This window comes from Verrucosispora sioxanthis (assembly GCF_010560025.1).
GTDB lineage: Bacteria > Actinomycetota > Actinomycetes > Mycobacteriales > Micromonosporaceae > Micromonospora > Micromonospora palythoicola.
In genome coordinates this window covers 519,257-531,307 of sequence record NZ_SAIY01000002.1, presented here as the reverse complement: position 1 = coordinate 531,307, position 12,051 = coordinate 519,257, and the positions used below count along the sequence as shown (strand labels likewise).

General features: G+C 71.9%; 11 protein-coding genes and 1 pseudogene. 11 read left to right on the top strand and 1 reads right to left on the bottom strand.

All coding sequences use genetic code 11. The features are described from left to right. Positions 1-102: 102 nt before the first annotated feature. The 7 genes from pdxH (at position 103) to ENC19_RS07560 (ending at position 6,178) form a co-directional block, all read left to right on the top strand. The gene (gene pdxH, locus ENC19_RS07590; RefSeq protein WP_235944540.1) at positions 103-756 is read left to right on the top strand and encodes a pyridoxamine 5'-phosphate oxidase; all 654 of its coding nucleotides are present in this window, start codon (positions 103-105) and stop codon (positions 754-756) included. Beyond that, on the top strand, positions 753-2,093 hold the full coding sequence (locus ENC19_RS07585; RefSeq protein WP_164446403.1) for an MFS transporter: 1,341 nt from the start codon (positions 753-755) through the stop codon (positions 2,091-2,093). Before pdxH ends, ENC19_RS07585 begins: the two co-directional genes overlap by 4 nt. 11 nt (positions 2,094-2,104) lie before the next feature. Further along, a complete protein-coding gene (locus ENC19_RS07580; RefSeq protein WP_164446402.1) occupies positions 2,105-3,034 on the top strand; it encodes an aldose 1-epimerase family protein in 930 nt (309 codons plus the stop codon). A gap of 40 nt (positions 3,035-3,074) precedes the next feature. Next, positions 3,075-3,677: a nitroreductase family protein gene (locus ENC19_RS07575; protein ID WP_164446401.1), complete on the top strand. Its 603-nt coding sequence runs from the start codon at positions 3,075-3,077 to the stop codon at positions 3,675-3,677. Positions 3,678-3,865: 188 nt separating this feature from the next. Next, positions 3,866-4,171: a type II toxin-antitoxin system VapB family antitoxin gene (locus ENC19_RS07570; protein ID WP_111214238.1), complete on the top strand. Its 306-nt coding sequence runs from the start codon at positions 3,866-3,868 to the stop codon at positions 4,169-4,171. Continuing rightward, positions 4,168-5,328, top strand: a complete 1,161-nt coding sequence (locus ENC19_RS07565; protein ID WP_164446400.1) for an acyl-CoA dehydrogenase family protein — start codon at positions 4,168-4,170, stop codon at positions 5,326-5,328. Before ENC19_RS07570 ends, ENC19_RS07565 begins: the two co-directional genes overlap by 4 nt. Before the next feature lie 97 nt (positions 5,329-5,425). Beyond that, the gene (locus tag ENC19_RS07560; RefSeq protein ID WP_164446399.1) at positions 5,426-6,178 is read left to right on the top strand and encodes a DUF4230 domain-containing protein; all 753 of its coding nucleotides are present in this window, start codon (positions 5,426-5,428) and stop codon (positions 6,176-6,178) included. A gap of 142 nt (positions 6,179-6,320) precedes the next feature. On the opposite strand, the gene ENC19_RS07555 is transcribed toward ENC19_RS07560, so the two are convergent. Further along, on the bottom strand, positions 6,321-6,527 hold the full coding sequence (locus ENC19_RS07555; RefSeq protein WP_164446398.1) for a PspC domain-containing protein: 207 nt from the start codon (positions 6,525-6,527) through the stop codon (positions 6,321-6,323). A gap of 466 nt (positions 6,528-6,993) precedes the next feature. Between ENC19_RS07555 and ENC19_RS07550 the strand changes: the two genes are divergently transcribed. From ENC19_RS07550 to ENC19_RS07535, 4 genes and pseudogenes are all read left to right on the top strand, one after another. After that, positions 6,994-8,382 carry an L-serine ammonia-lyase gene (locus tag ENC19_RS07550; protein WP_164446397.1) on the top strand — a complete coding sequence of 463 codons (1,389 nt, stop codon included), beginning with the start codon at positions 6,994-6,996 and terminating at the stop codon, positions 8,380-8,382. 64 nt (positions 8,383-8,446) lie between these two features. Next, positions 8,447-9,274: an ABC transporter permease gene (locus ENC19_RS07545; RefSeq protein ID WP_164446396.1), complete on the top strand. Its 828-nt coding sequence runs from the start codon at positions 8,447-8,449 to the stop codon at positions 9,272-9,274. 140 nt (positions 9,275-9,414) lie between these two features. Beyond that, positions 9,415-10,020: pseudogene (locus ENC19_RS07540) on the top strand (ABC transporter ATP-binding protein); the annotation flags it as partial. Then, on the top strand, positions 10,017-12,044 hold the full coding sequence (locus ENC19_RS07535) for a DUF5941 domain-containing protein (RefSeq protein WP_164446394.1): 2,028 nt from the start codon (positions 10,017-10,019) through the stop codon (positions 12,042-12,044). The pseudogene ENC19_RS07540 and the gene ENC19_RS07535, both read left to right, overlap by 4 nt. The last annotated feature ends 7 nt before the right edge of the window (positions 12,045-12,051 follow it).

The following is a 12,051-nucleotide window of genomic DNA, read 5'->3' as shown; positions in this document are numbered from 1 at the left end:
CGACATCCCGCTTGCCGGTCCCCGTCCGGCATCGATAAGACTGGGCCGGACGGGCTGGTCGCCGGGCGCGTACCGGCCCCACGGGGGAGGAGCGGGAGCGTGATGGGGGACACACCGGTGCCGGCCGGGATGCGGCACGAGTACGCCGCCGAATCCGGCCTGACGGAGAGCGGACTGGCCGCCGACTGGCACGCCCAGTTCGACAGGTGGTTCGCCGACGCGGTCGCCGCCGAGCTGCCGGAGCCGAACGCCATGGTGTTCGGCACCGCCGACGCCGCCGGGCGGCCGAGCGCCCGGACGGTGCTGCTCAAGGGGTACGACCCGGAGGGTTTCGTGCTGTTCACCAACTACGGTTCCCGCAAGGGCGCCGAGGTGGCCGCCAACCCGTACGCCAGCCTGCTGTTCCCCTGGTTCCCGATGCAGCGGCAGGTGATCGTCGCCGGCCCGGTGGAACGACTCGACCGGGCCGAGACGGAGGCGTACTTCGCCAGCCGGCCGCGTGGCTCGCAGCTCGGCGCCTGGGCCAGCGCCCAGTCGTCGGTGCTGCCGGACCGGGCCGCCCTCGATGACGCCTACCGGGCCGCGGCGGAGCGCTTCGCCGACGTGGACCCGATCCCCGCGCCGCCGCACTGGGGTGGGCTGCGGGTGCGTCCCGACTCGGTCGAGTTCTGGCAGGGCCGGGCCAGCCGGCTGCACGACCGGTTGCGGTTCCGCCGTACCGACGCGGGCTGGGTCGTGGAGCGGCTGGCCCCGTGACAGTTGGCAGCACCGACCGGCCGCGCGAGCAGCGCCGCTGGGCGATCGATCTACGCCCGCTGCGGGTGCCGGCGTACCGGCGGCTCTGGCTCGGCAACGCCATCGCGATGTTCGGTTTCCAGTTCACCGCCGTCGCGGTGCCGGTGGAGATGTACGCGCTCACCGAGGACTCCCTCTGGGTCGGTCTGCTCGGCGTCGCCGCCTTCGTACCGCTGCTGGTCTTCGGGCTCTGGGGTGGCGCGGTCGCCGACGCCATCGACCGGCGGCGGGTGCTGTTGGGCGGCTCCGTCCTGCTCTGGGTGGCCGTGCTGGGGCTGCTGGCCCAGGCGCTGCTCGGCGTCGGCAGCCCGATCCTGCTGCTGGCCCTGGTGGCGCTGAGTTCGGTGGCGTTCGCGATCTCCGGGCCGGCCCGGGGTGCGCTCGTGGCCCGGCTGGTACCGGCCGAACTGGTGCCGGCGGCCACCACGTTGAACTTCACCACCGCCATGGCCACCGCGGTCCTCGGGCCGCTGGCCGCCGGCCTGATCCTGGCGATCTGGGATCTCGGGGTGGCGCTGCCGGTCGCGTACGCGGTGGACGCGACGCTGCTCGTCGCGCTGGTCTGGGCAGCACTGCGGCTGCCGGCCATGCCGCCGGAGCTCGACCCCGACGGCGGGCGCCGGCAGGCGGGGCTGCGCAGCATCGTCGACGGGGTCCGGTACCTGGCCGGCAGTCCGGTGTTGCTGCTCTCCTTCGCCATCGACCTGATCGCGATGGTGTTCGCCTTCCCGCGGGCCCTCTTTCCCGAGGTGGCGACCGAGCGGTTCGGTGGCGGTGCGGCGGTGGGCTGGCTGTACAGCTCCATCGCGATCGGCTCGCTGCTCGCCGGCCTGGTCTCGGGTTGGATCGGCCAGGTCCGTCGGCAGGGGCTGGTGCTGGTGCTCGCCGTGGTGGGCTGGGGTGTCGCGGTGGCGCTGGCCGGGTTGGCCGGCCAGCTCTGGCTGGTGGTCGTCCTGCTGGTGCTGGCCGGGGCCGCCGACCTGGTCAGCTCGGTGGTACGGCAGTCGCTGCTGTTGGTCTACGCGCCGGACCGGATGCGCGGCCGGCTCCAGGGCGTCAACACCGTGGTGGTTGCCGGCGGTCCGCGCCTGGGCGACCTGCGGGCCGGTGCGATGGCGGCCGGCTTCGGCAGCGGGGTGGCCTGGGTCGGTGGCGGTGTCGCGGCGGCGGTGCTCGCGGTGCTGCTCGCCGTGGCGTTCCCGGCGCTGACCCGCTACCGGCCGCCGATCGGAGCCGAGGGGGACGAGCCCGACGCCGGCCGCCGACCGCGGCGAGCGGACAACGGCGTCGGCGGCTAGGGTCTGGCGACATGGACAGCCGCGATCCGCTTCCCCTCTCGGGAGCCCAGTGGAGCATCTCCGCCGCCGGTCACGAGGCGGTCATCGTCGAGGTGGGCGGCGGGCTCCGCGCCTACCGCCAGGACGGGGTCGAGCACCTCGACGGGTATGCCACCGACGAGGTGTGCCCGGGCTCGGCGGGGCAGGTGCTGGCACCCTGGCCGAACCGGATCCGCGACGGCGTCTACACCTTCGGCGGCCAGTCACGGCAGCTGAACCTGACCGAGCCGGAGCGGCACAACGCCATCCACGGCCTGGTGAACTGGGCGTCGTGGCACCTGATCGAGCAGAAACCCGACGAGGTCACGGTCGGCTACGACCTGCTGCCGCAGCCCGGATACCCGTGGCCGCTGCGGCTGCGTACCAGGTGGAGCGTGGGCGCCGACGGGCTGCGTGCCGAGCACGAGGTCACGAACGTCGGCACCGAGGCGGTGCCCTTCGGCTTCTCCGTGCACCCGTACCTGCGACTGCCGGGGGTGTCCGTGGAGGACATCGCCCTGCGCGTACCCGGCCGTACCCGGCTGCTGCTGGACGGTCGGCTGCTGCCGGTCGGCGCGGCCGTGGTGGCCGGCACCGAGTACGACTACACCGAGCCGCGGCGCATCGGTGACGCGGTCCTGGACCTCGCCTTCGGGCAGGTGAACCGGGACGACGACGGAGGCTCCTCGGTGACGCTGACCGGGCCGGACGCCTCGGCCGGGCTGCGGATCTGGGCCGACGACCAGTTCGGCTGGTGGCAGGTCTTCACCGGTGACACCCTCACCGGCGAGCGGTTCCGCCGGTCGGTGGCGGTGGAGCCGATGACCTGCCCGCCGGACGCGTTCCGGTCGGGTCGGGATCTCATCACCCTGGCACCGGGCGACACCTGGCGCGGCAGCTGGGGCATCCGGCCCGGTGTCTGACGTCCGGTCGTCGACCGGGCGGGCAAGTGAGGAGTACGGCGTGGAGTTCGCGGAGGTGGTCCGGCGGCGCCGGATGGTGCGCAACTACGACCCGGACCGGCCGGTCCCGCCGGAGGTGCTGGAACGGCTGCTGGAGCACGCGGTGCGCGCCCCGTCGGCCGGGTTCTCGCAGGGCTGGGGCTTCCTGGTGCTGGAGTCGCCGGAGGACCGGGAGCGGTTCTGGGTGGCCAGCACCCCGGAGGGCGGCGGGATGCAGCGCTGGCTGACCGGGATGCGCCGGGCCCCGCTGATCGTGGTGCCGCACGCCAACCGCTCGGTCTACCTGGAGCGGTACGCGGAGCCCGACAAGGGCTGGGCGGACCGGTCGACGGATCGTTGGCCGGTGCCCTACTGGTTCGTCGACACCGGCTTCGCCGCGTTGCTGATGATGCTCACCGCCGTGGACGAGGGGCTGGGTTCCTGTTTCTTCGGCATCCCACCGCAGCGACTGGAGTCCTATCGGGAGGCGTTCGGTGTGCCGGAGGCGTACCACCCGATCGGTGCCCTCACTGTCGGTTATCGAGCGGCCGACCACCGGTCACCGTCGCTGCGTCGCGGACGCCGTCCGGTGGACGAGGTCGTTCGGCGGGGGCGGTGGAGCTGACCCGAACCGGTGGTTTCGTCCGGTTGAGAACCGGACGCCCGGTCGCGAAACTGGCATCAGGGAACAGAACGTGGGGTGCGGGGTCCGGCTACGCTGGCACGGTCATCGGCGCCGCAGGTCGCGGCGCCGTACCGCGACCCGGCCCGGTGTCGTGGTACCGGCCCGGCCGGGGGAGGGGAGCGTCCGTCGTGATCTTCAGAGCGGTCCGGGACGGGCGTCCCTATCCGGAACACAACCTGACTCTGAAGCAGTGGGCGGAGATTCCGCCCCGCCCACTGCGCCTGGACCAGCTCATCACCACCAAGCGCGAGCTGGCGTTGGACAAGCTCCTCGCCGAGGACTCCACCTTCTACGGTGACCTGTTTCCGCACGTCGTGCAGTGGAACGGCGGTCTCTACCTGGAGGACGGCCTGCACCGGGCACTGCGTGCCGCGCTGCAACAGCGCAACCAGATCCACGCCCGGGTGCTCGTGCTCGCCGAGGCGGTCGAGTGACCCCCGTCGACCTGCTCGACCTGGACGGGTCGCTGACCGAGGAGGAGCGTGCGATCCGCGCCGTCGTGCGCCGGGTGGTCGACGATCTGGTCCGTCCGCACGTCGCCGGCTGGTACGAGGCCGGCCAGGTGCCGGCCCGCGAACTGGCCCGCGAGTTCGGCAAGCTCGGCCTGCTCGGCATGCACCTGACCGGGTACGGCTGCGCCGGCTCGACGGCCGTCGCGTACGGGTTGGCCTGTCTGGAACTGGAGGCCGGTGACTCGGGTGTCCGGTCGCTGGTCTCGGTGCAGGGCTCGCTGGCCATGTACGCGATCTGGCGCTACGGCAGCGAGGAGCACAAGCAGCGCTGGCTGCCGGCGATGGCGGCCGGCGAGGCGATCGGCTCGTTCGGGCTGACCGAGCCCGACCACGGCTCCGACCCGGCCTCGATGGCCACCCGGGCGCGCCGCGACGGCGACGACTGGGTGCTCGACGGCAGCAAAATGTGGATCACGAACGCGCCGATCGCCGACGTGGCGGTGATCTGGGCACGCACCGACGAGGGCGTCCGGGGTTTCGTCGTACCGATGGACACGGCGGGGGTGACGGCGCGGGAGATCACCCGGAAGATGTCGCTGCGCGCCTCGTCGACCGGGGAGATCTCCCTCGACGGCGTGCGGCTGCCGGCGGACGCGCGGCTGCCCGACGCGACCGGATTGAAAGCGCCGCTGAGCTGCCTGACCGAGGCCCGGCACGGCATCGTCTGGGGCGCGCTCGGCGCGGCCCGCGACTGCCTGGAGACCGCCCTGACGTACGCGACGACCCGCACCCAGTTCGGTCGGCCGCTGGCCGGTTTCCAGCTCACCCAGGCGAAGCTCGCCGACATGGCGGTCGAGTGGAACAAGGGTTACCTGCTGGCGCTTCAGCTCGGCCGGCTGGCCGACGGCGGAAGACTGCGCCCGGAACAGGTGAGCGTCGGCAAGCTGAACAACGTACGGGAGGCGTTGGCGATCGCCCGGCAGTGCCGGACCATCCTCGGCGCCAACGGGGTCTCCGGGGACTATCCGGTGATGCGGCACGCCAACAACCTGGAGAGCGTGCTGACCTACGAGGGCACCTCGGAGATCCATCAGCTGGTGGTCGGGCAGCGGCTCACCGGCGTCTCGGCGTTCACCTGAACCTGGCCCGTTCATCTGACGGGCTCGGCGAGCGGCTGTCGTAGGTTGGGCTTACCGTCATCACCAGAGACGGCGTCTGACGAGGACGGTGAGGGCGATGGCACGCGACGGCGACATCAACGAGCCCACCAGCAGGTTTACCGACAACCGGTCGGGCGATGTGCTCACGGACGACGCGGACACACCACCGCCTGCTCCGCGCTCGGGCGGCGGAGCGGTCCGCGCCCTGCTCTGGGTGCTCGGCGCCGCTGCGCTCGCGGTGGTGGTGCTGCTCGGCGTGCAGACCACCGGGCTCCTGCCCGAGTTCCGCAACCCGTTCGCCAAGGAACAGACCGACCGCACGCAGCCCGCGCTGCTGGAGTCGATGCAGGACCTCAGCCGCTACGTGGCCGCCGAGGGCAACTTCCAGGTCGTGGTCGACCTGCAGAACGACCGGCGCAACGTGCCGGACTGGCTGCTCAACCAGCGGACCTTGTTCGTCGGGTCGGGCAGCGTCGAGGCGTACGTCGACTTCACCACCCTCACCGAGGGGGCGATCGTGCAGTCGGCCGACGGCAAGTCGGTCGAGATCAAGCTGCCGGCGCCGCAACTCGCCGAGACCAACCTCGACCTGGAGAAGAGCTACGTCTTCGCGGAGGAACGCGGCCTGCTCAACCGCGTCGGTGACCTGATCGGCGGTGACCCGAACCGGCAGCAGGAGGTCTACCGGCTGGCCGAGGACCGGATCACCGCGGCCGCCCGGGACAGCGGCCTGAACGCCCGCGCCGAGGAGAACACCCGCAAGATGCTGGAGGGGCTGCTCCGCTCGCTCGGCTTCGAACAGGTCACCGTCACCTACATCGCCCCCTGACCACCCCACCCCACCCCACCCCCCGCCGTGCGCCGCCAGGCGGCAGCAACTTCAGGGTTGTTGTCGCCTGCCGCGCGCCGGATACAGCAACAACCCTGAAGTTGCGCTCTCGGCGGCGGTGGGCGGGGTGTGTGGGTGGGGGTCAGTGGCTGGTGGCCAGGTGGCGGTCCTCGTTGGGCATGATGATCCAGAGCGCCAGGTAGACGATCACCTGGGTGCCCGGGAGCAGTAGCGACAGCAGGAACAGCAGCCGGATCATCCCGGCCGACGTGCCGAAGCGCCGGGCCAGGCCGGCGCAGACACCAGCGAGCATGCGCCCCTGGCGGGGCCGGACGAGTTTGCGGCTCATTCGTGTCACTTCCCCTCTGCGGCGTTCCGCCGCTGCTGGAATCAACGCTAGAGACGGATGGCCGCCCCGCCCTCGGTCGGGAGGAGGAAGGCCACCCCGCTGACCCGTAGGTGCTTACCCGCGTGGGTTCCGGACGACGCCTACCGCCCGGAATCAGGGCAACTGCGACGCCGAGGGAAGACAACTGCGACGCCAAGGGGAGAGATGTTCTTCGGCGGTGACGGTCGCGGCGAACCGTCCGCGCCATCCCGGGGGTGATTCGTCTGCGCCGTCAGCTCGACAGCGCTCGCGCGTCGGTCACGGTCGCGGACCGGGTAGTAGGCTCGCTGGTCGGACGCCCTCACCCGGGCGTCACCAGGGCCGGACCGTACCGGAGACCGGCCACGACCGGGTCGGCTTCGCAGTACGGAGCCGACCACGACCGGCCGCTGACCGGTAACCCCGGCGACGGCGAGAAGGCACAGTAATGATCAGCGTGTTCGACCTGTTCAGTGTGGGTATCGGGCCGTCCAGCTCACACACGGTGGGGCCGATGCGGGCGGCGCGTACCTTCGTCGCCGGACTCAAGGCCGACGGTCTGCTCACCGACACCGCCCGGGTACGGGCCGAGCTGTTCGGTTCCCTCGGCGCCACCGGGCACGGGCACGGCAGCGACCGGGCGGTGCTGCTCGGCCTCGCGGGCGAGGCGCCCGAGACGGTCGACACGGACAGCGTCGAGGGGCGGGTCGGCCGGATCCGGGCGGAGCACCGGCTGCCCCTGCTGGGTACGCACGAGATCGACTTTGACCCGGAACGGGACCTGACGCTGCACCGTCGCCGGTCGTTGCCGTACCACCCGAACGGGATGATCTTCTCGGCGTACGACGCGGGCGGGGCCGAGGTGCGGACGCGTACCTACTACTCGGTGGGTGGCGGGTTCGTGGTGGACGAGGCGGCGGCCGGGGCGGACCGGATCAAGCCGGACAGCACGCCGGTCCGGTACCCGTTCCTCACCGGCGCGGAGCTGCTCGACGTGACCGCCACGACCGGGCTGTCCATCAGCGAGATCATGCTCGCCAACGAGGTGTCCCGACGGGCCGAGGCGGACGTCCGGGCCGGGTTGCTGGACATCTGGCGGGTGATGCGGGAGTGCGTCGAGCGCGGCTGCACCCGCGACGGCACCCTGCCCGGTGGCCTGAAGGTGCGCCGTCGCGCCGCCGAACTCCGTCGCAGCCTGGAGGCCGACGCCACCGCCCCGACCGCGGCTGCGCCCGCCGACCCGTTGCACGTGATGGACTGGGTGACGCTGTTCGCGCTGGCGGTGAACGAGGAGAACGCGGCCGGTGGTCGGGTGGTGACCGCGCCGACCAACGGGGCGGCCGGGATCATTCCGGCGGTGCTGCACTACTACACGCGGTTCGTGCCGGGTGCCTCCGACGAGGGGGTGGTGCGGTTCCTGCTGGCGGCCGGTGCCATCGGGGTGCTGTTCAAGGAGAACGCGTCGATCTCCGGCGCGGAGGTGGGTTGCCAGGGCGAGGTCGGTTCGGCCTGCTCGATGGCCGCCGCCGGCCTGGCCGAGGCGCTGGGCGGCACGCCGGCCCAGGTGGAGAACGCCGCCGAGATCGGCATGGAGCACAACCTGGGTCTGACCTGCGACCCGGTCGGTGGCCTGGTGCAGATCCCGTGCATCGAGCGCAACGCGGTGGCTAGCATCAAGGCGATCACCGCCGCCCGGCTCGCGCTGCGCGGGGACGGCGTGCACGCCGTCTCGCTCGACAAGGTCATCAAGACCATGCGGGAGACCGGTGCCGACATGAAAATCAAGTACAAGGAGACGGCGCGCGGTGGCCTGGCCGTCAACGTGATCGAGTGCTGAGTGCTCGTCGGGCGGCGTTCACCGGCTGCTAACCTGTCGTCCGTTCAGCAGGCGGGAGGCGGCGGTGACCTCTGGCGTCGGGGCGTTGTGGTCGCACCGCGGCTCGCTGCGCATCCTGGTCCGGCGCGACCTCGCGGTGAAGTACCAGCAGTCGGTGCTGGGCTACCTCTGGTCGTTGATCGAGCCGCTGGGCATGGGCGCGATCTACTGGTTCGTCTTCGGCGTGCTCTACTCCCGCGACACCAACCGGCATCTCGGCGAGGCCGCCGGGTCGTACCCGCTGTTCCTGATCACCGGGATCTTCGCCTGGATGTGGACCAGCTCGGCGTTGAGTGAGGCCACCCACGCGCTCACCGGCCAGGCCCGGCTGATCACCACGATGAACGTGCCCCGGCAGGTCTTCCCGGTCGGCCGGGTCGCCGGCCGCTTCGCCGAGTACGCCGCCGGCCTGCCGATCCTCGTCGCCATCGCGGTCTGGTACGCGGCACAGGGCCGGATCGAACCGAGTTGGTCGCTGCTCGCCCTGCCGCTCGCGGTGCTGGTGCAGGCGATCCTGCTGATCGGGCTGGCGTTGCTGCTGTCCGCGTTCAACGTGCTGATGCGCGACGTGGAGCGGTTCATGCGCCTGGTCATCCGGGTGCTCTTCTACGCCACGCCGATCATCTACCCGCTGAGCCTGGTCCGCGACTCCGGCCTGCCGGGCTGGCTCCGGGTGAGCTACGAACTCAACCCCCTGGTCGGCATCTTCCAACTGCACCACGCGGTGTGGTACCCGGACGAGTTCCCGGATGCCCGGTTGCTCGCCACCACCATCGGTACCAGCCTGCTGCTGCTCGTGGCCGGCTGGTGGGCGTTCCGCCGGCTCGAACCCGCCGTGCTCAAGGAACTCTGATGGGTGGGCCGATCATCGAGGCGGAGGGCCTCGGCATCCGGTTCGTCCGCAACCGCCGCCGGCAGCTGCGGCTGCGGGAGCTGTTCATCCACCGGGGTACGAGGGGTGCCTCCGACGGCCGGTTCTGGCCGCTGCGCGACGTCTCCTTCTCGGTCACGCCGGGGGAGACCGTCGGGGTGATCGGTCGCAACGGCACCGGCAAGAGCACCCTGCTACGGCTGATCGCCGGGGTGCTGATCCCCGACGAAGGTCGCATCCGGGTCGACGGCGACGTCGCGCCGCTGCTCGAACTCTCCGCCGGCTTCTCCAACGACCTGACCGGGCGGGAGAACCTCTACCTGGTGGGCGGCCTGCACGGGCTGTCGTCGGGCTACCTGAAACGGCACTTCGACGAGATCGTCTCGTTCGCTGGTGAGCAGGTGGAACGCGCCATCGACACCTCGGTGCGGCACTACTCGTCCGGCATGAAGGTGCGGCTCGGGTTCGCGATCATCTCGCACCTGCCGCACCCGATCCTGCTGATGGACGAGGTGACGGCGGTCGGCGACGCCGAGTTCCGCAAGAAGTGCTACACGACCATCGACCGTCTGCTCGGGGAGGGGCGCACTCTGGTGCTGGTGTCACACAACGAAAAGGATCTGACCCGGTTCTGCCGTCGGGGGCTCTTCCTCGACGCGGGCCGGCTGAGCGTCGACGGCACGATCGCCGAGGCGCTGGCCGCGTACCACGACGCGGTTCCGCGGTGACCCTCGCGATCGTGCTCGCCGCCGGATCACCGGCCGCGAGCCTGTCGACGGAGACCGGCGAGACGATTGGCGACCGGCTGGCCGACCAGTGGCACCGGGCCGGCGCGAGCGAGGTACGGGTGGTTGCCGACCTTGACGAACTGGCCGATCTGGCGGGCTCGGCCGACGGCCCGGTGGTGGTCAGCGGGGTCGACCTGGTCGCGCACACGGCCGTGCTGCGGCACCTGTTGACCAGCCCGGTCGGGCCGACCGTGGCCCTGGTGCTCACCGATCCGCCCACCGAGGGTCGCACGGTGCTGCGCGAGGAGCGCGGCCAGGTGGTCGAGGCGGGCCGCCCCGAGCAGTTGGCGGGCGGCGCGGCCACCGGCACCTTCGGTGGCGCGGTGCGGGTGGGTCGGGAGGACGTGTCGGCGCTGGTGGCCGCCGCCCGTGCGGTCGCCGCCGGTCGGCTACCGGCCGGAGCCGTCCCGGTCGACCTGTTCGAGTCGACCCGGCCGGTCGAGCGGTCGGACGCGGCGGCCGGGCCCGCCGTGGACCGGCTCTTCGCCGCCCTCACCGGGCAGGGTGCGCTGGTCTTCGCGCACCGGGTACGCCTGCTCGTCGCGCACCGGGTCGACGAGGCCACCGGCCTGAGCCGGGCGGAGGCGGCGGTGGCCGCGGTCGACGAGGACCGGGCCGAGCTGCGGCTGTCGGTGAAGGAGAAGGACGACTTCTTCACCACCTACTTCGTCAGCACCTGGTCGCCGTACGTCACCAAGGCCTGCGCCCGGGTGGGGTTGAGCCCGACGGCGGTGACCATGGTGTCGGTGGCCTTCGCGGTGGCCGCGGCGGCGCTGTTCGCCGCCGGTGGCCGGCCGCTGCTGGTGGTCGGTGCGGTGCTGCTCTACCTCGGCTTCGTGCTGGACTGCGTGGACGGTCAGCTGGCGCGTTACACCCGCAACTTCAGCGCCTGGGGCGGCTGGCTGGACACGATGGCCGACCGGGCGAAGGAGTACCTCGTCTACGCGGGGCTCGGCCTCGGCGCGACCCAGGCCGGGTTCCGGTACGGCTGGGCCCTCGCGATCGCCGCGATGACCATGCAGACCGTGCGGCACATGACCGACGCGTGGTACGGCGTGTTGCACGACGAGGCGGCGCGCCGGCCGAAGAGCGTCGGCGGCGGTGGCGGGGGCATCGGTGACCGGCTGAACGCGGCGTCGACCCGGGTGCAGGCGGACACCGGCTCGGTGTCGTACTGGCTCAAGCGCACGGTGGTCTTCCCGATCGGGGAACGGTGGGCGTTGATCTCGCTGGCCGTGGCGCTCTTCGACCAGCGGATCGCGCTGTTGGCGGTGCTGACCTGGGGGGCGCTGGCGTTCGCGTACACCGGTGGGCTGCGTACGCTGCGGGCCCGCTGGATGTGGGTGCCGGTGCTGGACACGCTGGACGCGACCCTGCACCGCGACGACGGTCCGCTGGCCGCCCGGCTACCGGTGCTGCGGCGACCGGGGCCGCTGGCGCTCGCGGTGGTGGCGGCGCTCGGCGCGGCGATCCTGCTCCTGCTCGGGCTGGTGCTCCGCCTGCCGGCGGTGTCGTGGGTCGCGGTGCCGGTGGCGCTGCTGGTGCTGCTGGCCGGCGCGGCCGGGGCGCGGGCGGCCCACAACGGGCCGCTGGACTGGCTGGTGCCGGCGGCGCTGCGGGCGGCCGAGTTCCTGTTCGCCATCGCGGTCGGGCTGATCGGCGGAGCACCCCTCTGGCTGATCTTCGGGTACCTCTTCGTGCTCACCCTGCACCACTACGATCTGGTCGCCCGGCTGGAGAAACGGCAACCGGCACCGCCGCTGCACGCGGCCACCCTGGGCTGGGAGGGGCGATCGGTGGTGCTGGCAGTGGCGACGATCGCCGGAATCGTGAGTATTGGTCTGACTACACTCGGTTCTTACCTTCTGGTGCTCTTCGTGGCGAGCGTGGTGCTGGCCTGGTTCGTCCGGCCGGCCCGGGCCACACGGGTGCCGGCGGGTGCCGGAGGTCGCGCGACGCACTGAGGAGGAG